The organism is Mesorhizobium sp. M0106, assembly GCF_040322715.1.
Lineage (GTDB): Bacteria > Pseudomonadota > Alphaproteobacteria > Rhizobiales > Rhizobiaceae > Mesorhizobium.
In genome coordinates, this window is record NZ_JAMYUA010000001.1 from 37,826 (window position 1) to 61,252 (window position 23,427).

21 protein-coding genes are annotated in these 23,427 nt (G+C 62.9%); 7 read left to right on the plus strand and 14 right to left on the minus strand.

Annotated features, from left to right (window positions below; genetic code table 11):
- The 5 genes from NKJ55_RS00175 to NKJ55_RS00195 all read right to left on the minus strand — a co-directional run bounded on the left by NKJ55_RS00175 (position 1) and on the right by NKJ55_RS00195 (position 5,406).
- Entirely contained in the window at positions 1 to 1,065 is a 1,065-nt protein-coding gene (locus NKJ55_RS00175; protein WP_352448151.1) for an ABC transporter permease, read from the minus strand.
- Positions 1,062 to 2,606 (minus strand): sugar ABC transporter ATP-binding protein, encoded by a 1,545-nt coding sequence (locus NKJ55_RS00180; protein ID WP_352448152.1) that lies wholly within the window; start codon positions 2,604 to 2,606, stop codon positions 1,062 to 1,064. Before NKJ55_RS00180 ends, NKJ55_RS00175 begins: the two co-directional genes overlap by 4 nt.
- Positions 2,603 to 3,256, minus strand: coding sequence for a DUF2291 family protein (locus NKJ55_RS00185; RefSeq protein ID WP_352448153.1), 654 nt, complete (start codon positions 3,254 to 3,256; stop codon positions 2,603 to 2,605). Before NKJ55_RS00185 ends, NKJ55_RS00180 begins: the two co-directional genes overlap by 4 nt.
- 112 nt (positions 3,257 to 3,368) lie before the next feature.
- On the minus strand, positions 3,369 to 4,310 hold the full coding sequence (locus NKJ55_RS00190; RefSeq protein ID WP_023675475.1) for a D-ribose ABC transporter substrate-binding protein: 942 nt from the start codon (positions 4,308 to 4,310) through the stop codon (positions 3,369 to 3,371).
- 268 nt (positions 4,311 to 4,578) lie between these two features.
- The gene (locus NKJ55_RS00195) at positions 4,579 to 5,406 is read right to left on the minus strand and encodes a phosphogluconate dehydrogenase C-terminal domain-containing protein (RefSeq protein WP_352448154.1); all 828 of its coding nucleotides are present in this window, start codon (positions 5,404 to 5,406) and stop codon (positions 4,579 to 4,581) included.
- 342 nt (positions 5,407 to 5,748) lie between these two features.
- Here NKJ55_RS00195 and NKJ55_RS00200 point away from each other — a divergent pair, with 342 nt between their 5' ends.
- The 3 genes from NKJ55_RS00200 (at position 5,749) to NKJ55_RS00210 (ending at position 8,253) form a co-directional block, all read left to right on the plus strand.
- Complete coding sequence (locus NKJ55_RS00200) at positions 5,749 to 6,423, plus strand: DUF2161 domain-containing phosphodiesterase (protein WP_352448155.1); 675 nt, start codon at positions 5,749 to 5,751, stop codon at positions 6,421 to 6,423.
- A gap of 147 nt (positions 6,424 to 6,570) precedes the next feature.
- A complete protein-coding gene (locus tag NKJ55_RS00205; RefSeq protein WP_352448156.1) occupies positions 6,571 to 6,996 on the plus strand; it encodes a hypothetical protein in 426 nt (141 codons plus the stop codon).
- A gap of 66 nt (positions 6,997 to 7,062) precedes the next feature.
- Positions 7,063 to 8,253, plus strand: coding sequence for an NADH-quinone oxidoreductase subunit D (locus tag NKJ55_RS00210; RefSeq protein ID WP_352448157.1), 1,191 nt, complete (start codon positions 7,063 to 7,065; stop codon positions 8,251 to 8,253).
- A gap of 288 nt (positions 8,254 to 8,541) precedes the next feature.
- Here the strand turns inward: NKJ55_RS00210 and NKJ55_RS00215 are convergent, their stop codons facing one another.
- A complete protein-coding gene (locus NKJ55_RS00215; protein WP_023675469.1) occupies positions 8,542 to 8,973 on the minus strand; it encodes a hypothetical protein in 432 nt (143 codons plus the stop codon).
- A 476-nt stretch (positions 8,974 to 9,449) separates the two neighbouring features.
- Here NKJ55_RS00215 and NKJ55_RS00220 point away from each other — a divergent pair, with 476 nt between their 5' ends.
- Genes NKJ55_RS00220 through NKJ55_RS00230 form a run of 3 tightly spaced genes read left to right on the plus strand, consistent with a single transcriptional unit; the run spans position 9,450 to position 12,256 of the window.
- Positions 9,450 to 10,418, plus strand: a complete 969-nt coding sequence (locus NKJ55_RS00220; protein ID WP_352448158.1) for an HlyD family secretion protein — start codon at positions 9,450 to 9,452, stop codon at positions 10,416 to 10,418.
- Positions 10,415 to 12,028 carry a DHA2 family efflux MFS transporter permease subunit gene (locus NKJ55_RS00225; RefSeq protein ID WP_352448159.1) on the plus strand — a complete coding sequence of 538 codons (1,614 nt, stop codon included), beginning with the start codon at positions 10,415 to 10,417 and terminating at the stop codon, positions 12,026 to 12,028. The genes NKJ55_RS00220 and NKJ55_RS00225 overlap by 4 nt, the downstream gene beginning before the upstream one ends.
- A gap of 60 nt (positions 12,029 to 12,088) precedes the next feature.
- A complete protein-coding gene (locus NKJ55_RS00230; protein ID WP_352448160.1) occupies positions 12,089 to 12,256 on the plus strand; it encodes a hypothetical protein in 168 nt (55 codons plus the stop codon).
- Positions 12,257 to 12,260: 4 nt separating this feature from the next.
- Here the strand turns inward: NKJ55_RS00230 and NKJ55_RS00235 are convergent, their stop codons facing one another.
- Both NKJ55_RS00235 and NKJ55_RS00240 read right to left on the minus strand, forming a co-directional pair.
- Positions 12,261 to 13,013, minus strand: a complete 753-nt coding sequence (locus tag NKJ55_RS00235; RefSeq protein ID WP_352448161.1) for a metallophosphoesterase family protein — start codon at positions 13,011 to 13,013, stop codon at positions 12,261 to 12,263.
- Positions 13,006 to 13,818 (minus strand): nucleotidyltransferase family protein, encoded by an 813-nt coding sequence (locus NKJ55_RS00240; RefSeq protein WP_352448162.1) that lies wholly within the window; start codon positions 13,816 to 13,818, stop codon positions 13,006 to 13,008. The genes NKJ55_RS00235 and NKJ55_RS00240 overlap by 8 nt, the downstream gene beginning before the upstream one ends.
- A gap of 708 nt (positions 13,819 to 14,526) precedes the next feature.
- Between NKJ55_RS00240 and NKJ55_RS00245 the strand changes: the two genes are divergently transcribed.
- On the plus strand, positions 14,527 to 15,390 hold the full coding sequence (locus NKJ55_RS00245; RefSeq protein ID WP_352448417.1) for a hypothetical protein: 864 nt from the start codon (positions 14,527 to 14,529) through the stop codon (positions 15,388 to 15,390).
- Between the two features lie 59 nt (positions 15,391 to 15,449).
- On the opposite strand, the gene amaB is transcribed toward NKJ55_RS00245, so the two are convergent.
- From amaB to NKJ55_RS00275, 6 genes are all read right to left on the minus strand, one after another.
- A complete protein-coding gene (amaB, locus tag NKJ55_RS00250) occupies positions 15,450 to 16,964 on the minus strand; it encodes an L-piperidine-6-carboxylate dehydrogenase (protein WP_352448163.1) in 1,515 nt (504 codons plus the stop codon).
- 186 nt (positions 16,965 to 17,150) lie between these two features.
- Positions 17,151 to 18,425, minus strand: coding sequence for an RNA polymerase sigma factor (locus tag NKJ55_RS00255; RefSeq protein ID WP_352448164.1), 1,275 nt, complete (start codon positions 18,423 to 18,425; stop codon positions 17,151 to 17,153).
- Entirely contained in the window at positions 18,422 to 18,796 is a 375-nt protein-coding gene (locus NKJ55_RS00260; protein ID WP_292663532.1) for a YciI family protein, read from the minus strand. The genes NKJ55_RS00255 and NKJ55_RS00260 overlap by 4 nt, the downstream gene beginning before the upstream one ends.
- Positions 18,797 to 18,883: 87 nt before the next feature.
- On the minus strand, positions 18,884 to 19,999 hold the full coding sequence (locus NKJ55_RS00265) for a DNA topoisomerase IB (protein ID WP_352448165.1): 1,116 nt from the start codon (positions 19,997 to 19,999) through the stop codon (positions 18,884 to 18,886).
- 118 nt (positions 20,000 to 20,117) lie between these two features.
- Positions 20,118 to 21,002 (minus strand): transglutaminase family protein, encoded by an 885-nt coding sequence (locus NKJ55_RS00270; protein ID WP_352448166.1) that lies wholly within the window; start codon positions 21,000 to 21,002, stop codon positions 20,118 to 20,120.
- A gap of 7 nt (positions 21,003 to 21,009) precedes the next feature.
- Positions 21,010 to 23,421 carry a circularly permuted type 2 ATP-grasp protein gene (locus NKJ55_RS00275; protein ID WP_352448167.1) on the minus strand — a complete coding sequence of 804 codons (2,412 nt, stop codon included), beginning with the start codon at positions 23,419 to 23,421 and terminating at the stop codon, positions 21,010 to 21,012.
- Positions 23,422 to 23,427: the final 6 nt, after the last annotated feature.

Consider the following 23,427-nt stretch of genomic DNA (forward strand, 5'->3'; position numbering starts at 1 on the left):
TCAGCCGGCCTTTGCCATCTGCATCAGCGTGACACGGCTCTGCAGCCGGCGCTGTGCCTGATCGACGACGACGGCGACGATGATGACGAGGCCCTTGATCACCATCTGCCAGAACGAGCTCACTCCCATCATCACCAGCCCGTCGGAAAGGATGCCGATTACGAAGGCGCCGACAATGGTACCGCCGATGGTACCGCGTCCGCCCGACATCGAGGTGCCGCCGAGCACTGCCGCGGCAATGGCGTTGAGCTCGAAGCTCTCTCCGGTCGCCGGATGCGAGGCCATCAGTTCGGACGAGATGATCAGCCCGACGATCGCCGCGCAGAAGCCGGAGAACATGTAGACGAACATCTTCACCATGTTGACGCGGACGCCTGAAATCCGCGCCGCCCGCTCATTGCCGCCGACGGCGAAGATGTGGCGGCCGAGCGGGGTGTATTTGGCGAGATAGGCCGCCCCTACCGCAACAACGAGCAGAATCCAGAGCGCGACCGGCAGGCCGAGCAACCGGCCGGCGCCGAGAAAGCCGAATCCGGTGGTGCCGAGCTCCGGCTTGCCGACGAGATTGGGGAAAGTACGGCCGTCCGACGACAGCAGCGCCAGGCCGCGTGCGACATAGAGCACGCCGAGCGTGGCAATGAAAGGCGCAACATTAAGCCTGGTGATCAGCAAGCCGTTGACGGCGCCGATCAATATGCCGACGGCAAGCGTGATCAGCGCGATCTCGAAGACGTTGAAATAGATGGTGTAGCCGACCTGCAGGTCGATGCCGTTGAGCACGAGGTAGCCGGCCACCATGCCGCACAGGCCGACGATTGAGCCGACCGACAGGTCGATGCCGCCGGTGATGATGACGAAGGTCATGCCCATTGCGAGGAATGCGTTCAGCGCCACGTGCTTCGACATCAGGATAAGATTGGCGGCCGATAGGAAATTGGGGGCGGCTATCGAGAAGAATAACAGCACGGCGATCAGCGCGATGAACGTCCTCGCCTTCATCAGCGTCAGCAGGACCGAGCCGCCCGACATGGAGTCGACCGCCGCCTTGGCTGGGATGTCAGTCATGCGCCTTGCTCTCCGTGCGGGACCGGTCCGTGGCCGAAGGCCGAGGCAGCGACGAGCGCGGCCTCCGTCGCCTCTGCGCGATCGAACATGCCGGTCAATTTTCCATTGCTCATCACTGCGATACGGTCGGACAACGCCATCACTTCGTCGAGATCGGAGGTGGCAAACAGAATCCCCAGGCCGTCGCGCGACAGCTTGCGCATGGTGCGGAACACGTCGGCCTTGGCGCCGACGTCGATGCCGCGGCTGGGCTCGTCCATCAACAGCACCTTCGGGCCGGTGAGCAGCGCCTTGCCGATCACCACCTTCTGCTGGTTGCCGCCTGACAGCGACGAGACTTCCTGCGCCGGATCGGCGACCTTGATGGCCAGTTCGCGCACCGTCTGGGTCACCGCCTGTCGTTCGGCGGCACCACGAATGTGGAACAGGCGCACGAACCGCGACAGGCTGGCCAGCGTCAGATTGCTGGCGACGGAGAGGATCGACACCAGCCCTTCGCGCTGGCGGTCTTCGGGAATCAGCGCCAGGCCGCGCCGGATGCGCCGCGTCGTGTCGCGCTCGTGCACTTTTTTGCCGGCAATGAATATCGTGCCCGTCGAATGGCCGTGGCGGCCCATGATGCAGTCGAACAGCTCGCTGCGTCCGGCGCCCATCAGGCCATAGATGCCGAGAATTTCGCCGGCGCGCAGCGACAGCGAGACGTGATCGACCGCAAGCCCGCCGGTGACGCGCGGCAGGCAGATGTCCTCGGCGCGGAATATTTCCTCGCCCGGCACATGGCCGTCGGCCTTGGCGAAGTCCTTGGCGTCCGAGCCGATCATCTGCCGCACGATCCACTGGGTGTCGACGTCTTTCATCTCCGCCTGGCCGGTGATGCGGCCGTCGCGCAGCACCGTGATGGTGTCGCCGATGCGGATCAGCTCCTCGAGCCGGTGCGAGATGTAGACGACTGCCACGCCGCGTGCCTTGAGGTCGGCAATCACCTTGAACAGTATCTCGACTTCCGCCGCGCTGAGCGCCGAGGTCGGTTCATCCATGATCAGGATGCGCGCATCGAGCGAAACCGCCTTGGCGATCTCGACCAGCTGCTGCTGGCCGATGCGCAGATCCTCGACCAGCATGTCGGGCTGGATGCCGGCTTCCAGGCGTTCAAGGAACTCCGCCGCGCGGCGCTCCTGCTCCTTGCGGTCGATCTTGCGGAAGCGGTTGGTGATCTCGCGGGTGGCGAAAATATTTTCGGCGACAGTCAGATTGCCGAACAGATTCAGCTCCTGGAAAACCATGCCGATGCCGCGGCTCACGGCATCACCGGAAGACGAGAATGAAACCTCCTCGCCGTCCAGAAGGATGCGCCCGAGCGTCGGTTGCTCGACGCCGGCGATGATCTTCATCAGCGTCGATTTGCCGGCTCCGTTTTCGCCGACCAGCACGTTGACCGCGCCTTTGCGCACCTCGAAATTCGCCCGCTTGACCGCGACGGTGCCGGAATAGACTTTCGAGACGTCCTCCAGCTTCAGGATGACATCTTGATCGCCGGTCATGGCTTCGGCCCGATCTTTGCCTCCGCCGGCGTCACCAGCGGCAGGTCCTGGCCACTGCCCGGCGTATAGGCGCCAAGTACCTCGACGCTGCGGCCCTCGAGTGCCTCGCGCGGCAGCTTGGAAAGCACGGTCTTGTCGGCATAGGCGTTGAAAGCCTTGCCGAACTGGGCGAAGTCGATCTGGTTGGTGAAATCGTTGAACTGGATGAAGTCGAGGCTGTCGCGCAGCGCGGTTCCGCGCATGGCGGGTCCGATCTGCACCCGCGCGTCCGCCTTGCCGTCGCCGTCAGCATCGATGTCCATCGTCGCCGCGCGTGACTGTGTATTGGCTGCAACGACCTTGCCCTCGAGCCGAACCGCGAAGGTCCATGGCGAATTCGCCTGCTTCTTCGGGTTGCCGTATTTGGCGCCGGCAGCGGCGGGATCGGTCTTGGCCAAGGTGTGAACCTCGGCAAACGGCCCGGCCTTCTGCTGCAGATAGGGTATGACTTTCGCCGCCCAGATGTCCTCGACCATCTTGTCGGGATTGAATGCGGAGCCAGTGCCGCCGTTTTCCGCTGACGGCGTCGGCAGGATCTTGCAGGCGGTCAGGCTGACTATAGCTGCAAGGAACGACGCGACAAGGATCGGCCGGGTCAGCTTGTTGAACATGTCGGCTCGTTCGGCATGGCAGTCAGGAGCACCCAAAGAAATGGAAGAAAGGGCGAAATGGAAGCAAGGGACGAACCGGAGGCTCGTCCCTTGCTGCTGATGTTACACCGGCTCAGTTGGTGAGCGCGAATGTCTCCAGCTTGGCGGCATTGTCGCCATTGACCAGGACGCAGTCCATCAGCTGCTTTTCTTCGGCGGGAGACTTCTTGTTTTTGATGAAGTCGTTGGCCTGCTCGACCGCCATCTGCGCCTGCGCGAAGGCCGGCTGCAGGACTGTCGCCTTGATGCCGCCGGAGGTGATCGAGTCGCGCACGTCGTTCGACCCGTCGAAGCCGACGACGATGACGTCTTTGCGGCCGGCAGCGGCAAGTGCCGCGTAAGCGCCCATCGCCATTGTGTCGTTGCCGGAGATCACGCCCTTGATATCGGGATTGGCCTGGAGGATCGATTCCATCTTTGAATAGGCCTCGGTCTGGCTCCAATTGGCCGACTGCTGCGCCACCATCTTCAGGTCCGGATAGTCGTCGATGACGTCGTGGTAACCCTTGGAGCGGATGCCGGCATTGGTGTCGGATTCCTTGCCGACGAGCTCGACGAAATTACCCTTCTCGCCCATCAGCTTGACGAATTCCTGTGCGCCGAGCTGGGCGCCCTGATAATTGTTGGAGACGATCTGCGCGACGGCAACGCCGGTGGCATTGATCTCGCGATCGATCAGGAAGGAAGGAACGCCCGCGTCCTTGGCCTTCTGCACCGCGGCGACGGTGGCGTCGGCGCCGGCATTGTCGAGGATGATCGCCTTGGCGCCGCGGCCGATCGCCGTGTCGATCAATTCGGACTGCTTGTTGGCGTCGTCGTCATGGACGAGCACCAACGCCTCGTAACCGAGTTCCTTGGCCTTGGCCTCCGCGCCGACAGCTTCCGCCTTGAAGAACGGATTGTCATGCGAGGGCGTGATGATGGCGATCAAATCCGCCGCATAGGCGGGTGCGGCGGTGCCAAGCGCCAGCATGCCGGCAAAAGCCGCAAGCGTCATTCTGCGTGTCAGTTTCATGTATTCCTCCCGTTGAAAATCCGTGCCTTGTCCCAAGGCTATATGCATTCGATTTCGTTAGCCGGCCGTAGGCGGCGGGTCGCGTCAGATTCACAAGCCCTTGGCCGGCTTCACCTCGACGGATCGCTCCCCCCTATCCTCCATTCATCCAGCGCCTGATCCTGCTGCGAAGCTTGACTGTCCGATCCATCGAACAGCTAAGCCAACTGGTATAATGAGTCAATGACAATTTCAGGTGACATGTTCCGGGGAGAACGCGTCGCTGCCCTCAAGTGATGCGCTGAATGCTCGCGGCAATCTCCTCCGGCTCGAACACCCGCTTCCAGTCATCGCGCATCAGCACCGGCTTGCCGAACTCTATCGCCTTGTTGCAGGCGTCGGAGAACACGCCTTTGGTCTCGCCGAAGATGACGGCGCCAAGCACGTTCATATGACCAAGCAGGAAGTCGAGCGCCGCCTGCTTGTCGACCCCGCGCGCCACCACCTCGTCGACCGCCTCTTTCATGATGACGAGCAGCGAAGCGCATACCGTTTCCGAAAGGCCGGGCTCGAGCAGGGCCATCTGATCGACAGTGACGCGATGGGAGCGCATGACCGGCGCCCAGATGATTTTTGCGATCGCCTCACCCTTGGCGAAATCTTCCTCCGGTCCCTGCATCAAGGCGCTGACCATGTGCTGCTTGGCCTTGACGCCGCCGAAATAATCCTTCTTGGCCGCCATGTCGGTCTCGTCGTTGAAGATCGGCGGATGGCACGGGTGGGTGACGAAATAGGTCAGGTCCGGCCGCTTCGGCAAATGCCCGGCGAAAGGTGCCGCAGCGTCGAGCACGACGATCATCGTGCCTGATGCAAGCTTGCTCTCGATACTCGCCGCGACCTTGCCGATGTGCGTGTCCGGCACCGCCAGGATCACCACATCGGCGCCATCAAGCGCCACATCGGCGCTGACGGCATCGATGCCGAGGCCCGACTTAAGCCGCTCGCGGCCGGCGTCGCTGACCTCGACATGGCGTATCGTATAGGGAGATCCGCGAAAATTGGTCGACAGACGGTAACCCATTTTGCCGCCCGCACCAAACAGCGCAATCGTTGTCATGTGTCCGTTACTCCTGAATTCCAACGACGGCCCTGCCGATCGTCATCCCATTGACTTGTATGCACATTGCCGCCGGTTGGCGGATTAGAGAACCCAGGGGGAGCCGCCGCTCAAATGACGATGCCATGGACGATGTCTCGGGCGCCCGGATGTCCAGCACAGCGCAGCTACGCGGAGCATGCTACCTTAGGTACACATTATACCAGCATACCAAATTGGCAAGCGGCCATGGCACGGCTCTGACCACTTGCTCGGCCGTCGTTTACCTCCTGTTCAACGGCAAGGAGCGATCATCGCGCTGAACCGCCGATCGGCGGGATGATTCGCAGCCGACAAAGGCCCATGCTCGAAACGTCACTCTACAGCCCGGTCAAGGCCTTCCTCGAAGGCCTGGGATTTATAGTCAAGGGCGAGATCGGCGGCTGCGATCTGCTGGCGCTGAGTGCCGACTCTCCACCGATCGTCGTCATCTGCGAGCTGAAGCTGAAGTTCAATCTCGAGCTCATCCTCCAGGGCATCGACCGTATGGCGGCGAGCGACGAGGTCTGGCTAGCGGCATGCATGTCGGCCCGTGGCAAGGGCCGTGAGAGCGATGTGAGATACCGCAATCTCTGCCGTCGGCTCGGCTTTGGCCTGCTTGGCGTGCGACCGAACGGCGAGGTTCAGGTGCTGCTCAGCCCGACGGCATTGGCTCCGCGTCGCGATCCCCGGCGCCGCTCGAAGCTAATTGACGAACATCGGCGTCGGCAGGGCGATCCTGTCGCCGGCGGCGGCTCGCGTGCGCCGATCATGACCGCTTATCGCCAGCAGGCGCTGGCATGCGCCGCAGCCCTCGCCGACGGCCCAAAGCGGCCGCGTGACTTGAAGCCCAACCTGCCGAACGCGCCTAAGATCCTGCTGCACAATGTGTATCGCTGGTTCGCACGCACCGATCGCGGGATCTACGAACTGACCGCTCAGGGCCGTGAGGCGTTGCAGCGCTGGCCGCAGCCCGATCGCAGCCACACCGCTGCCTGAGACAGGCAACGCCGGATTTCGCGCCCTGCTTTCCGCGACAATCACGGCTTTCGGCAAGACATCACCTCGGTCACGGAACCATATTTCGACACGATGGTTTTGTCGTCACCGAATTGATCGTCCGCTGAGCAAACGGAAGGAACGGCCATGCGCCTATCGACGACAATTGCCACACTTTCGGCACTGGCCCTTGCCTCGCCGGTCTATGCGCAATCCGTGGGACCAGAGCTTGCCCCTGTCCCGCCGACGGCCCCGCAAACCCTGCCGGAGCAAGCCACCCCCGAAGGGACCACTCCCGACCAGGCTACACCTGACCAAGCCTTCTCCGCCCAGAATTTCACCGCAGTGACAATCGTGGCGATGGAGGATCTGCCTCCTGACATCAAGGCACAGGCGGAGGCCGTCGTCACGCAGACCAGCGCCGAGGATTTGCGCATCCTGCAAAGTTCGATCGACGCATCGCCGCAGGCGGCATCGGCGCTGGCGGCGAACGGGCTTAATTCCACGCAGGTCGTGGCGGCCAATATCGACGGCGACGGCACGCTGACGCTGATCATCCAGACGACGACGTGAGCGGCTGAAAGCGGACAAGCCGGCTCCGGCACGGAAACGAAGGCCGCCCGATCGCGGAGGACTGTCATGGCCGAGGCTGCAGTTCGCAACTTCACCATCAATTTCGGGCCACAACATCCCTCCGCTCACGGCGTCCTGCGGCTGGTGCTCGAACTCGACGGCGAGATCGTGGAACGCGCCGATCCCCACATCGGCCTGCTGCATCGCGGCACCGAAAAGCTCATCGAGTACAAGAACTACCTGCAGGCCTTGCCCTATTTCGACCGGCTCGACTACGTCGCGCCGATGAACCAGGAGCATGCATTCTGTCTCGCCGCCGAGAAGCTCCTCCAAATATCGGTTACGAAACGCGGACAGCTCATCCGCGTGCTTTTCTGCGAAATAGGCCGGCTGTTATCGCACCTCCTCAACGTCACCACGCAAGCCATGGACATCGGCGCGTTGACGCCGCCGCTCTGGGGTTTCGCCGAGCGCGAGAAGCTGATGGTCTTTTATGAGCGCGCGTCCGGCGCCCGCATGCACGCGAATTATTTCAGGGTCGGCGGCGTGCATCAGGATCTGCCGCCGGAACTCCTCGACGACATCTGGAAGTTCTGCGATCCGTTCCTCAAGGTCTGCCACAATCTCGAAGAGCTGTTGACCGAGAACCGCATCTTCAAGCAGCGCAATGTCGATGTCGGGGTGATCGGCCTCGATGATGCCTGGGCCTGGGGCTTTTCCGGGGTGATGGTACGCGGATCGGGCGCGTCCTGGGACCTGCGCAAGGCGCAGCCATACGAATGCTATTCGGAGATGGATTTCGATATTCCGGTCGGCAAGCATGGCGACTGCTACGACCGCTATCTCGTACGCATGGAGGAAATGCGCCAGTCGGTCCGGATCATGCGGCAATGCCTGGAAAAGTTGCGCTCACCCGAAGGCCAGGGACCGGTCGCGATTCCGAACCACAAGATCACGCCGCCGCCGCGTGCCACGATGAAGCGCTCGATGGAAGCGACGATCCACCACTTCAAACTTTATACCGAAGGCATTCGCGTGCCGAGCGGTGAAGTCTATGCCGCCGTCGAGGCGCCGAAGGGTGAATTCGGCGTCTACCTCGTGTCGGACGGGGGCAACGTTCCCTACCGATGCAAGATCCGCGCACCTTCCTTCGCCCACCTGCAGGCGATGGATTTCCTGTCCCGAGGCCATATGATCGCCGATGTTGCCGCGATCATCGGCTCGCTCGACATCGTGTTCGGAGAAATCGATCGCTAGTTTAGCCAGGTCGCAGGATCTTCCCCGATCGCAGGATCATTTGTGTCGTTAGTAGCCGCGCAGGCAGGCCTGGACGGCGCTCGGCCGCCGGCCAGACGAAGGCCCTCACCTGCGGCGGGCCAGCTCAAATTCTCACATCAAAGACGGACGCATGGCCGCGACAAGGCGCAGCCAAGCGTCGAGGAGTTTCACAATCTGCGCGGCCCGACGGCGCACGAGCCCTTCCAAGTTCGGAAGCGCTCTCCACGGCGCGGAAAGAACGCGTGTTCCGCCGTTCCTCGTACCGCCTCAATGCACGATCAAGCCCTTCATCCAGGCAACAAATCTGTTGCCGCGAACTATCCCGCGCACCCTGGCAGCGGCCCATCTCGCTTGCATCGTAGCGCCGACATGGCAATGGCAGACGATTTGGTGCAACTGCCGGTCGCTCAGTTCGAAGAAGCGCTTTGCCTCACCATAGGTATCATCGCTGAGGCCCATGGCACGCAGAACCGGATCCTCGAAGGCGACAGTGAGCGGCGTGCCAGCGCCACGCGATCTGTCGCGCGCTTCCCTGTTCATATATTCGGTGCCTGGAAGCGCCCCAAGGCATCGCGTCGGGTTTTGTTCGAGAAGTTCCGCCCAACGTTCAATCCGCTGGGTTCGAGTCATCGCCGGATACGCCGCGAAGGACTCAACTTCCGCGACGGCCTGCAGTTGGTCGAGTGTTTGATGTTTCATGGTCGGCTCCTGTCGACAGGTGAATTCGCCCACGCCTACATGAGCAATTATCGCGCCATGGAGCGCTGACAAGGCCGGACCGCCGCAACATGAGGCGTACGGATCACCTGCCCCGTCGAAGCGGCGCTCGAATTCCGACGCGCCCCCGCCTGTGTTCGATGTCGACCCGTTAACCGAACCCGTTTCCGGACAGGAACTTTTGCGGAAGCTTGCCGTTTGGCTTTGCGTCCGCTTCGGCGGCTGCAATATCAATCTTGAAAGCAATTCCGTTGGACACGAAGCCTCAACGCGTCGAGCAAGACGTCGAGCCTGTAAATGAAACCCGGGAGCAACCGGCCCCGGTTCGAGAATCTCATGAGCGATCGGCAGAGCCCCGGCAGGAAAAACCCGACGGGAATGCCTCGCAACGAAAGGCCGGTCTGCTCGGCTTTCCCAGGCGCCATCCCTATGCGGCCGCAGCCATCGCGCTTGCGCTGTTGCTCGTCGCGGCAGGCATCGCGATCTGGTGGCTGAACGCTCGCCAGTACGAATCGACCGACGACGCCTTCATAGATGCGCGCACAGTGACGATCGGTGCGCAAATAGCCGGCCGCATTACCGAGCTGGCGGTTACCGACAATCAGCATATACAGGCGGGCGATGTCCTCCTGCGTATCGACGACAGCGACTATCAGGCAAACCTGAAGCAGGCCGATGCCGGCGTCGCCGCGGCCGAGGCCGAAATCGTCAATGTCGCCGCCCAGATCGAGGCTCAAAACGCAAAGGTAAACGCTGCCCAGAGGCAGGTTGCACAGGCCAAGGCAGCGCTGGACTTCGCCAAGGCCGAGGATCAACGCAATCGCGAACTCCTGGCCAGGGGCACAGCAACGCAGCAGCAGGCGCAGCAGGCGGCATCGACGTTGCGTCAGGATCAGGCCGCGCTGGACAGCGCCGAGGCCAATGTAGCCTCCGCAAAAAGCCAGGTTTCGGTCTTGCAGGCACAGGCCAGGAGCGTCGAGGCGCAGCTCGAGCAGGCAAAGGCCAGCCAGGAGCAAGCCCGCACGACGCTGTCGCGCACGACTATCACAGCACCCGCAGCCGGGCGGGCAACGAGCATTTCCGCCGCGAACGGCACCTACGCCCAACCCGGCCAGGTATTGATGATGTTCGTTCCCGACGAGGTCTGGGTGAAGGCCAATTTCAAGGAGACGCAGCTCGATCTGATGCGGCAGGGACAGCCGGTCGACATCGACATCGACGCCTACCCGGACAAGTCCTTTCACGGCCGCGTCGACAGTATTCAGGCCGGCAGCGGCACCGCCTTCAGCCTCCTGCCGGCCGAAAATGCCACCGGCAATTATGTCAAGGTGGTGCAGCGCGTGCCGGTCAAGATCGTCTTCGACAAGCCGCCGGATGTGCTTCTCGGGCCAGGCCTGTCGGTGGTGCCGACGGTCAAGGTGCGATGAACGGCGAAACCGCCAGAAATCAGGGCGAAAGCCGATCCGCCGCCGGGACACACAATCCGTGGCTCATCGCCGTCGTCGTCTCCATAGCCACTTTCATGCTGGTGCTGGACACCTCGATCGCCAATGTCGCCCTGCGCAACATCGCTGGCAGCCTGGCGGCCGGAATGGACGAAAGCACCTGGGTGATTACCACCTATCTCGTTGCCAACTCGGTGATCATTCCGGTCAGCGGCTGGCTGGCAAGCGTCATCGGCCGCAAGCGCTACTACATGCTCTGCGTTGCGACCTTCACCGTCGCGTCGCTGCTGTGCGGACTGGCACCCAACCTGGAACTGCTCATCCTGTTCAGGGTCCTTCAGGGCCTCGGCGGCGGCGGCATGGCGCCAAGCGAGCAATCGATCCTTGCCGACACCTTTCCGCCTGAAAAGCGCTCGCAGGCCTTCGCGCTTTACGGCATTGCCGTCATCGTCGCACCGACGGTCGGGCCGACGATCGGCGGCTGGCTGACCGACCATTTCTCCTGGCACTGGATCTTCTTCATCAACGTGCCGTTCGGCATCCTGTCGCTGGCCCTGGTGCAATGGCTGTTGGTCGAACCGGACGTACTCGAACGCGAACGCAAGGAACGGCTGAAGGGCGGCCTGAAGATCGACGGGATCGGGTTCGTCCTGGTGGCGACGGCCTTGGGGTGCCTGGAGATTTTTCTCGACCGGGGCCAGCGCTACGATTGGTTCGCCTCGGATTTCATCACCACTTTCGCAGTGATTTCCGCGATCGCGTTCCTGCTGCTTATCCCATGGGAGCTCAGTCGCAGCGATCCGGTCGTCGACATGCGTCTGTTGTTCACGCGCCAGTTCGGCACGGCCTTCCTGGTCATGATGGCGGTCGGTGCTATCCTGTTCAGCACCACCCAGATCGTGCCGCAGCTGCAGCAGACGACATTTGCCTACACCGCGACGCTCTCGGGCCTTTCGATGATGCCGGGCGGCATCGCCATGCTGATCTTGATGCCGGTGTCCGGATTTGTAGGCAGCATCGTGCAGCCCAAATACCTGATCATGATGGGCATGTCGGTGGTCGCAGTGGCCCTCTGGCATATGACCTCGCTTACTCCGGACGCCAGCTTCCGCTTCTTTGCCTTTGCCCGTGTTTTCCTGATGGTCGGGCTGCCGTTCCTGTTCATTCCCATCTCGACCGCGGCCTATGTCGGCCTGCCCCCGCAGAAGACCAACCAGGCATCGGCGCTGATCAACGTTGCACGCAATATCGGCGGCAGCATCGGCGTCTCGCTGTCCAACACCGTCATTGCGCAAAGCTCCCAGATCCATCAATCGTATCTGGTCGGCCACACCGTGCAGTCGTCGCCCGCCTATCAGCAGGCACTTCGGCAGGCGACCGAGCATTTCGTCGCCCAGGGTTCGCCGATGGTCGAGGCGAAGCAGCAGGCGATCGGCTGGCTTGGCCAGTTGATCGCCCGCCAGGCCACGCTGCTCGCCTATGTCGATGTCTTCCGCTACTGCGCGGTGGCAACCGCCCTGCTCGTTCCGCTTGCTCTGCTGCTGCGATCAAGCAAGTCGGGCAGCAGACAGGCGAATCCGGAGATGGGCTGACCAGAAGGCGGGAACCAGCTGACCCATTGCGTTGTTCTGCGCCAAGAGGAGATGATCACGATGGCCACTATTCCCACACCCGAGCCAATGCCGACCCCGGTGCCGCCGCCTCCCATCCCCGATCCCAAGCCCGTGCGTGAGCCGGACCCCGACAGGCTCCCCGACGAGGACCCCATTCCCAATCCGGATGAAAACGACATTCCGCCGAAGCGGGCGTTCAACATCTAGCCTATTAGATTTCGAGCACAGCGTAGGGGCGGCCGGTCGGCTTGGCGACATGCATGGCAACGTTATAGACCGTCGCCCCGCCCGGTGTGCGGCCCTCGTAGGCGCCGCGATGCGCATGGCCATGCACCACCGCGCTGACCTGGAACCGGTCTATTGTCTCGGCCAGGCGTGACGAACCGAGAAACGGGAAGATCTCCAGCGGCTCGCCTTCGACCGTCTCGACGACAGGCGCGTAGTGCAGAACGACAAGCGTGCGTTTGGCGCGGACCTGCCGCATTGCGTTTTCAAGCCGCATCGCTTCGTTCACGCTTTCCGCCACCATTGACTTGATCGCCGGTTCGCCGAAGGAGCCGAGCATGCGCGATCCAAAACCGCCAACGAAACCCTTGACCCCAACGAACCCGACCTCGTGAATCTCCGTCGCCTCGCCGTCGAGCAGGTGAACGCCCGCCTGACGCAGAATGTCGGTGACCTGCTCGACGGCGCCTGACTCATAGTCGTGATTGCCAAGTACGGCGACGACCGGGATCGTGCAGGCACGCAGTTCCTCGGCAAGGATTTCGGCCTCCCGAGGCTTGCCGAGATTGGTAAGGTCGCCCGTCAGCACGAGAACCTGGGCTGCACGCGACATCTCGCCGAAAAGATCGCGGTACGAGGCCTGGTCCTCCTTGCCGACATGCAGATCGCCAATGGCGGCGACTTTGAGTGCGCTGCCGTTTTCCGCCTTCGGCGAAGCAGTTTCGAGCTCGTCAGCCATTGCTATGTTCTCCTTCACCGCCGACGTCGGCAAAACCCCAGTCGTTGACGTCGATCTCATAGTCAGTTCGTGAAAGCATGCGCCCACGGCAGATTTTCATCCGGGAAGGTGGCAATTCGCGCTGCTTGGCCAGCCGGTCAAGCAGCTCGTCGAGCAGCCAGGCGGGCACGCGGCCCCGCTCCGTCGGATAGATCCATCGGAAGTTCAAGAGATGCATCAGCAGAACTTCCCAATGAACTTCCATGTAGGAAAGCAGCCTTTGCCAGTCGATCTGGTCGTGGGCCTTGAGGATGGTGTGCGAGATGTCGGCACCATCGTGGCGACCGCGGTCCTGGATGAAACTTTTGGACCAGATAAGCTCGGTGGGCCCGATGATCCGCACCTGGCTGCCCAGCAATTCGCCCTGACGGGCGTGCTCCAGCCACTGGTCGTCGACAGGCATGGTGCCGTTCATCGAGGCGAAAATGACGTCGAAAAAATGGGTGCCCTTGAACACTTTACCGAGCCACCGGTCGTCCTCGACCACGACGGCGTAGCCGATCTGCTTGAAATGGGCGAGGATGCGCGGGCAGTCGCCGGCCTTGCAGAAAATGTCGAGATCCTTGGTCTGGCGGATGATCCCGGTATAGGCGCTTACGGCATAGGTGCCGGCGACGAGAAAGGGGATGCCGGTCGCGACAAGTTCGCGGATCGCTTCGATATAAAAGACCTCCGCTTCGGCATTGCGAAGCGTCGGGGCGGCTTTTGGATCGACCGACGGAACGGATGCCGGGATCGCGCTTTCCGGTGGGGGATTAATGATCATAGCAATGGCTCCTGGCCCGGCAGACCAGCAGCCGCCTGTATCTAATAGCCAAGCATGCCCGATGGTTCCCGCCGTTACGCGGCACTGCCGCTCTCGCCTGCTGCATCAGGCGGACACGCCGCCGTGGGAGGTCTTCGAAGCGGTCATGGTTGTCGGCTGCGGCGCGGCCCTAAAATGATATGTGAGCGGTCATTTTTGACGTCAAGATCGCAGCGCGGTCAGCCTCAAGCACGTCGAGGCGGAGTGGGCCCGCTATCATCCTCGGGTCCGGAGAGGATTGGCTTCAACATGGTTCCCGAACTGTCGGAGGCGCTGCGCACTCGGCGCAACAGCCACTTGAGCGCCCGTGGCCAGACCGACTCTGTTTGCCGGAAAGCTGCAGGCGGCGTGGCGAAAAGGCCATTCTCCATTTTGTAGTCCCTCACTGTCTCAGTCCAATCAGCGTTCTTCAACGAGCAAAGCTTGTGTTGGTTCCGCGTCGCCATCGGCGGGAGCACGGGCTGGACAGGCGAAGTCATCGTTGGTGGGTTCGAGCGGGCTAGCCCTCTGCAGCGAAATCAGTGGCCTCGGCGATCAAGTCGCGGAATTCAGCCCACTAGCCGGCGGGATTCAGCTCGTATCGTAATGCGCCGGCTCTGGACACGACCCGCGAAGGCTGAAATTGTGATCGGCATTTTCCAGTTGCAAATTTGGTTGGGCTCGGCGGGGATGGCGCTGGTTTCTGAAGACATTGCCAGCCATCCGGCACTGCGTCGCCATGTCCAGGCTCAGTCGCGGACGCTTCTCCAGACCTATGAAGCGAACCCGCGGCTGGCTTCCGTATTCGCCACGCAACAGCGTTGGCTGATGGCCCATATCGGCCTTGGCTTGTATTTCAATCGAGAGCCGGACGATCATCGCAAGGGCCTTACGTCCGCACGGTTCATGGACGACATCTGCCGGCATTCGGTGGCCAGCCGCAACACCGCCGACGCCTTCCTGAAGGAGATGCTGCATTACGGTTTCATCCGGCATCTGCCGATTAAATATGGGCGCGTCCGCCCGTTTGAGCCGGCCGCGGGCACTCTGGAGACGGTTGCCGGCTGGGTCATGGCTCATCTGAAAACGCTGGACAGCCTGGACGGTGGATTTCGACTGCCTGCATTCGTCGCACAACCGGATGTGCTCGCCAAACTGCAGCCACTGGTGGCCGACGGACTGCTTTCGTCGCATGCCGTGCGCGAGCCAAGACAGACTTTTTCCTTGTTCACCTGGCTCGACAATGGCGGCATCGTCATGGATTGGCTGATGTCCGGCGTCGACCCCGATCATGCCGACCTGGACCGAATCCCGACCGGTGTCGTCTCAATCGGGGATTTCGCGAACTGGCTCAAGCTTTCCCGCACTCACCTGTCACGCAAATTGCGCGATGCCGAGGAACTCGGCAGCATCGGCTGGCTGGGCCAGCGCGGTCACTCGGTCATGTGGGTGTCGAGCGAGTTCTATCAGGAATACATGACCGCCCAGGCGGTCAAGCTCGCCATCATCGATGCAGCCTTCGACAATTGTGTTGTAACTTCCGAAGCCAGCTGAACCGCGAGCCGACCGCCGTCGTGGCGGCTTTCGCGCCGCCGCGACGGAGATCTGGCTTTTCAATCGATGTCGAACGACACGCCCTGCGCAAGCGGCAGCGCCTTGGAATAATTCACCGTATTGGTGGCGCGCCGCATATAGGCCTTCCAGGCATCGGACCCCGACTCGCGGCCGCCGCCGGTCTCCTTCTCGCCACCGAAGGCACCGCCGATCTCGGCCCCTGACGTGCCTATATTGACGTTGGCGATGCCGCAGTCCGATCCGTCGACGCTAAGAAAGCGCTCGGATTCCTGCAGGTCGCGGGTAAAGATCGAGGATGACAGCCCCGCTCCCACCGCATTGTGTTCTTCTAGCACGATGTCGAAGTCCGAATATTTCATCACATAGAGGATGGGCGCGAAGGTTTCCTCCGTCACCGGCGAAACCTGCCGCGGCATTTCGACCAGCGCCGGACGCACATAGTGGGCCTCGGGGTGACCGTTCTCGACCCGCATTCCGCCGGTTATCTTACCGCCATGCGAAGCCGCCTCCTCCAGCGCCTTCTGCATATTCTCGTAGGCAGCCTTGTCGATCAGCGGGCCAACCAGAGCGTTTGTCTCCAGCGGATTACCGACCGAGACGCTCTCATAAGCCTTCTTCAGGCGCGGAACGAGCTGGTCATAGACGCTCTCATGCACGAACAGGCGCCTGAGCGTCGTGCAGCGCTGGCCGGCCGTGCCCATGGCGCCGAAGGCGATAGCGCGGAGCGCCATGTCCAGATCGGCCGTCGGGCAGACGATGCCGGCATTGTTGCCGCCGAGCTCCAGCACCGCACGGGCAAAGCGCTTCGCCAGCCGTGGGCCGACATCCCTGCCCATGCGCGTCGAGCCGGTGGCCGAGACCAGCGGCACCTTCGGATGGTCAACCAGGATCTCGCCGACGGCACGGTCGCCGATCAGCACCGGCGCCAGGCCCTGCGGCGCGTCCGTGCCAAAACGCTTTACCGCGCGTGCAAAAATCGCTTCGCAGGCGAGCGCCGTCAGCGGGGTCTTCTCGGACGGTTTCCACACCACCGCGTCGCCGCAGACCAGCGCAAGTGCCGCGTTCCACGACCATACCGCCACCGGAAAGTTGAAGGCCGAGATGACGCCGACGACGCCCAGCGGATGCCAGGTCTCCATCATGCGATGGCCGGGACGCTCGGTGGCGATGGTCAGGCCGTACAATTGCCGGGAAAGACCGACGGCGAAATCGCAGATGTCGATCATCTCCTGCACTTCGCCAAGACCTTCGGATGGGATCTTGCCGACTTCGATCGATACCAACCGGCCAAGCTCGGCCTTGTGTGTGCGCAATTCCTCGCCGAGCAGCCGCACCAGTTCGCCACGCTTGGGAGCTGGCACCTGCCGCCACGCCAGGAAAGCTTTGTGGGCATTGTCGATGGTCGTTGCCGCATCGGCCGGCGAGATGGTCTTCAGCGCGGCGATCTGCTCGCCGGTTACCGGGCTGCGCACGATGAGGTCGCCGCCCGTAAGCGCGCCCTCGGCAACGCCCAGTTTCGCCAGAAGCCCGGGCGTTTCCTTCGCAATCGTCATTTCGTTCGTCCCTTTCAGATCCCGTCGCTCATATGGCGTCGGTCCAAGCTTTTCGCCATACCGGTTCCCTGCCGGTCGGCATACCAGGCGCTGTCATGGCGTGGCATTACGCGTTTCAGGGAGAAATCGCCACCCCGGCATGGTCCAAGCCGGCGTCCGACTGTTGAACCAGCCAGATAGAGCGAATCAGTGTGCCGTCTTGGCGGTTTCCCGCACGGCGCTTTCTTTCATCAGCCGGTCGATATGCATGCGGATATGCGCTGCCTCGGCGGCCGTATTGGCGAGCGCGATGGCGCGGTCGAAAGCGACACGCGCCTCCTCGCCGCGGCCAAGCTGCATCAGCAGTCCGCCCTTGAGGCCGAAGAAATGGAAATAGCCGGAAAGCCTTCCCTCCAGCGGCTCGATCATGGCGAGTGCGGCTTCCGGTCCACGCACCTTGGAGACCGCGACGGCGCGGTTGAGCGTCACCACCGGCGACGGCTGCATCTGCTCGAGCAGCCCGTAGAGCAGGTCGATCTCGTTCCAGTCCGTATCCTCGGGTTTTTCCGCCCGCGCATGCAGTGCGGCGATCGCCGCTTGCACCTGGTAGGGACCGGGCTTGCGATGGCGCAACGCCTTATCGACCAGCGCCAGGCCTTCATCGATCATCTTGCGGCTCCACAGACTGCGGTCCTGGTCTTCGAGCAGCACGATCTCGCCGTTCTCGTCGAAGCGAGCCGGCGAGCGTGCATGCTGCAGCAGCAACAGCGCCGTCAGCCCCATGATCTCCGGCTCGGTCTGGAACAGCCTGAGCAGCAGCCGGGCCAGCCGGATCGCCTCTTCGCAAAGCGGCGCTCGCGCCGAAGCCTCGCCGCTGTTGCTGGAATAGCCTTCGTTGAAGATCAAGTAGACCATGGCGGCGACGGCGGCGAGCCGTTCGGAGCGCTCGACCGCTCCCGGCGTCTCGAACGGCACCCCGGCGTCGGCGATACGCGCCTTGGCGCGCGTGATACGCTGCTCCATGGCGCTTTCACCGACGAGGAAGGCGCGGGCGATCTGCTTGACCGTCAGGCCGGAGACGATGCGTAACGCCACCGCGATCTGCTGTGTGGCCGGCAGGTCGGGATGGCAGCAGATAAACAGCAGCCGCAAAATATCGTCGCGGTAATGCGCGCCGTCCAGCCGCTCGGCGACGTCGCTCTCGGCATCCTCCAGATCGGAGATCTGGTCCTCCTCCGGCAGCGGCGCCTGCTTGGCGCGCTTGCGCACCGCATCGATGCCGCTGTTGCGGCCGACGAAAATCAGCCAGGCTGCCGGATCGCGCGGAGGACCGTTTTTCGGCCAGTTGTTCAGTGCCCTCAGGCAGGCGTCCTGGAATGCTTCCTCCGCCGCGTCGAGGTCGCGGAAGTAGCGCAGCAATGCCCCCATCGCCTGCGGGCGAGCGGTGCTGATTGCCGTGCTGATCCAGGCGAGTTCGGTCATGCGGAAACCTTGGCGGGATTGAAGAGCGAGACCGGCCGGATTTCATAGGAGCCGCCGCTCGGATTGACCTCGGAAAGCTCGCGCGCGAAGTCGACGGCCTCATCGAGATCGGCGCATTCGAGCGTGTAGAAGCCGAGGAACTGTTCCTTGGTTTCGGCAAACGGGCCGTCGATGACGATCGATTCGCCCTTGACCTTCCTCAGCGTCGTCGCCGCGGTCGTCGGCAAGAGCCGCGCCACCGGACCAAGCCGGCCCGCCTGGGCATATTTTTCCTGCACACCGATAAGCTTTTCCATGACTGCGTCGTCCTGCTCCTTGCTCCAGGAGCAGACGACGTCTTCAGAGGCATAGCAGAGGATCGCGTAGAGCATGGGTCGTCCTTTTCTCTGTCAAAGGACGAAACACTAGGACCGATGCCGACATGGCGTCGACAAAAAAAATACGCCCCCGGTCTGGCGTCATTCCCTCGCCTTCAGCCATCTCAAGACCAAGGCCTCCTCGTCGTCGAGCCCGGCGATCGAGCGCTTGCCTTTGTTGGCATCCGCCATTTCGTCCAGCAGCCGTCCTTCGGACCAGGCGCGAAACACTTCCGGATGGATGTAGCATTGGCGACAAACCGCGCGTGTGTTGCCAAGCCGATCGGCAACCTTGTCGATGACACTGTTCATCACCCTCTTTTGCTGCGCCTGGCTTTCCGGACGTTCGGTTTGCGCAAACAGCGACGCTGCATGGATGGTGCCACCCCAGGTTCTGAAGTGCTTGGAGCTGAACTCCGCTCCGGCATTTTCCCTGATATAGCGGTTGACGTCGTCTGAGCGCACCGGATGCCTGTTTCCGTCCTCGTCGAGATACTGGAACAGTTTTTGGCCCGGCAGGTCCTGCGCTCCACGCACGACCTTGGCAATCCGGCGATCGACAAGCTTCAATCTCCATTCCTTGCCGGATTTGCCGATGAAGGCAAAGCGCAGGCTCGAGCCCTTGATGTCGACATGGCGGTCACGCAGCGTGGTCAGCCCAAAACTCTTGTTGTCGCGGGCATAGGCGGCATTGCCGACACGGATCATCGTGTTGTCGAGCAGCCAGACGATAGCCGCAACGACGCGTTCCAGCGGTAGGCCGTGACGGCGCAAATCGACGTCGATCTGCCGCCGCAGTTCGGGCAGGCTTTCGGCGAAGGCGACCAGGCTCGAATATTTGACGCCGTCACGCTCCTCCGCCCAGTACGGGTGATAGCGGTATTGTTTGCGTCCGCGCTGGTCCCGACCGGTCGCCTGGATGTGACCGTCGGCATCCGGCGAGATCCACACATCCGTCCAGGCCGGTGGAATGGCGAGCGCCTTGATGCGTACCAGCGCCTCCCCGTCGACAATCCGCCCGTCGGGTCCTTTGTACGAGAACCCCTTGCCCGAACGCAGCCGGCGAATACCGGGTTCAGTGTCGGTGACATAGTTGAGCGAGGCCCGAACGGCCGAGGCTTGCGCGCCGTTCTCCAGTGCCCCGTTCTGCGGCACCGCGTTTTTTGGTGCAGCTTTCCTTACAGCCGATCGGCCAGACGACCCGGATTTGTCCAGCATGTCCTCTCCACGGAATTTCCGTAGATAAGCCGCTTGCCGGCTGCGGGTTCCAACGCCTCTTGATCTCTTGGTTTCAGAACAGCCTATCGACGTCGCCGTGCAACGAAGACGTGAGTCGTCACGCCTTTTCGAGCACGACCGGAATGACGTCGACCGCCTGCTCGCCGACCTGCCCGCCCGTGGTTTTCAGCACGCCGACGATCGGCGCCACGTCGGAGTAGTCGCGGCCATAGCCGACCGTGATATGGTCGTTGCTTGCCCGCATGCCATTGGTCGGATCGAATTCCTGCCAGCCGGCATCGCGCCCGCACCACACCTTGACCCAGGCGTGCATGGCGTCGGCGCCTTCGAGCCGCGGCTTCCCGCGCGGCGGGATGGTGCGCAGGAACCCGCTGACATAGCCCGCGGGAATACCGAGGCCGCGCAGGCCGGCGATCATGATGTGGGAAAAATCCTGGCAGACGCCGCGCTTCAGGCCGAAGGCGTCGCTGGCCCGCGTCTGCACGGTGGTCGCCTCGCCGTCATAGGTGAAATCGCGGTGAATGCGGTTGCACAGAGCCATGGCCGTGCCGACTGTCGAACTGCCGGCACTGCCTTTCGCATAGGCAGTGATTGCCGCGTCGATGCCGGCATGATCGCTAGCGGCCAGAAAGTGATGCGGCGAAGCCGGCGCCAGCGAGTGCACGGCGCCGAGTTCTTCCCTCAGCCGGCGTATGTCCGGCGATACGTCGAGCCCGGGCTCCGGCCGCGATACCGACACACGCGCGCTCATCCTGATGTCGAGCGCATCATGCGCGTCACGAAAGGCGATCGAGGTGACACTGTTGCCGAAAAAGTCGGAAAAGTCGGAACGTTCGCTGGGCGCCGGCACAAAAGACAGTGAAGCGGCGATGACGCGCTGCACGCCAGGGATGGTCGGCGGCAGCACGCGCACCTGATGGCGGCCACCGCCGGCCGCCGCATCATAGTCGTAACGCAGGTGAAGCCTGATGTCGTAGAGCATGCGGTCTCTATCCGAAATAGGCTTTGGCGAGGCTGTTGTAGAGCCCGCCGATTTCATTGGCGAGATCGCCGAGGGCGTTGGCCGTCATGTCCGAGGGCTCCTTGATGGCGATCGACGTGTTGAGCTGCAGGATTTCCTTGGCCGCCGGCGACATATGGCCTTCAGCGCCGACAGCGGGCAGCAGCGCGATTTCGGCCTTCAGCCGTTCGAGCTGGAAAAGGATTGAGCGCGGGTTGAGCGGATCGAGCGCCAGAAGGTCGACCACCGTGCGCCGTCCCGCCTGCACCGGATATTGCCGACGGTGGGTCATGACGCTGTCGCCGATCTCCAGCATCATGTCGAGCGCACCTTCCGGCGCCTGGGCTCTGGTCAGCCGGGCGAGCGTGCGGGCTATCTGGATGCCGCGTTCGAGCCTGCGGCCGATTTCCAGGAAACGCCAGCCGGCAAAGCGGTACATGTTCTCGTGCAGCAGGCCGGAAAACCCGGCCAGCTTGCGCAGGATGACCGTCATTGCCCTTGTCGCGTCGTCGCCCGGCGCCACTGTCGCGGCAAATTGATGGATGGTCTTCGACAGATCCTTCAATGCCAGCCAGCCATCGGGCGAGAAGCGGTCGCGGATCTGCCCGGCGCTGTAAACGGCGCTGTCCAGCGTGCCGATGAGCCCCAGTGGAATTGCCGTCTCGACGTCGATGCCGAACGGCGCGAGATAGTCGCTGATATCCGCGAGCAGCGGCATCTCGGGATCGGATGTCTCGGCCAGCCGCACATGGTAGGCGCGCAGGATGCGCACCGTGTCTTCCGACCGCTCGATATAGCGGCCGAGCCATGTCAGGTTCTCAGCCGCGCGGCTGGGCAGGCTGCCGGGCAAGGTTCGGGTAAAGCTGTCGTGCTCCTGCGGCAGCAGCGTCTCGCGCTCGACCGGCCTGTCGCTGACCACCCAGACATCCGCCGCCTGGCCGCCGCGCTGCATGGCGATGGCCGTCGGGTCGAGCGAAAAGCCGACACGGGCAAAGCCGCCCGGCATCACCGTCCAGCCTTCCGGCGTCCGCGCCAGATAGACGCGCAGGCTTGCCGGCCGCGGCTTCAGCCAGCCGCCGACATAGACAGGCGTGGTCGACAGCGTCACCGCTTCCTGGCCGACGAAGTCGCCGCCGTCCCGTTCGATCCTGGCGACGAGCTCGGCCCGTTCCTCGACCGACAGCGCTGACCCGAGCTTGGTCGAGCCGTCGTCCTCGAAGGCAAGCCGCGTCGACAGCGCCGGGCCGATCACCATGCTATCGATGTTGGCGAGCACATGTTCACGCTCCGTCTCCTGCCCGCACCACCATGTCGCGACCGTCGGCAGCAGCAGTTCCTCGTTGCGCAGGGCGCGCGAAATCTTGGGCAGGAAGGCGAGCAGCGCGCGCGTCTCCATCAGGCCGGAGCCCAGTGCATTGACGGCCGAAATCGCCCCTTGCCGAACCGCCTCGACCAGCCCCGGCGTGCCGATCTGCGAGTCCGGCCGCAATTCAAGCGGATCGGCGAAGGCGGCGTCGAGCCGCCGCCACAAGACGCTCACCGGCATCAGCCCCGAAACCGTGCGCACCATCAGCCTGCCGCCGGAGACGGTCAGGTCCTCGCCCTCGAGCAGCATGATGCCGAGATAGCGGGCGATATAGGCATGTTCGTAATAGGTTTCGTTCAGCGGTCCCGGCGTCAGGATGGCGACACGGCCGCCGGCTTGCCTGGCCATGCCGATCAGCGCGTCGCGGAAGCGACGGAAGAAGCCGGCCAGGCGGTGCACATGCATCTCGCCGTAGATGTCGGACAGCGCCCTCGTGGTGGCGACGCGGTTTTCCAGCGCAAAGCCGGCGCCCGACGGCGCCTGTGTGCGGTCGCCAAGCACCCACCAGCGGCCGTCCGGGCCACGACCGAGCTCGAAGGCGCAGAAATGCAGGAAATGGCCGCTGGCCGGCCTGGTGCCGACGACCGGCCGCAAATATTCCGGGCTGGCCGCGATCAATCCGGCCGGCAGAATGCCTTTCTCGACCAGCCGGTTCGGCCCGTAAATGTCGGCGATGGTCTCCTCGAACAGATCGGCGCGCTGGACCAGGCCGGCGCTGATGTCAGCCCATTCCTGCTCCTCGATCAGCAGCGGCACATGCGCCAGCGGCCATTCCCGCTCGTTGGCGCCGGCCTTGTCATAGACGCGGTAGTAGACGCCGGCGTCGCGCAGGTATTGGTCGGCGCGGGCGAAGCGCTGGGCAAGCTTTTCCGGCCCCAGGTCCTCCAGCGCCTCGATGAAGTGCCGCCAGGCCGGCCGCGGATTGCCCGACGCATCGACCATCTCGTCGACGACGCCGTCGATCGGCTGATAGTGCTCCAGCAGACTGTGAGTCTGCGGCTTGCTGCGCAGCCTTTTGTGATTCCCCTTCGCCATGGCTGA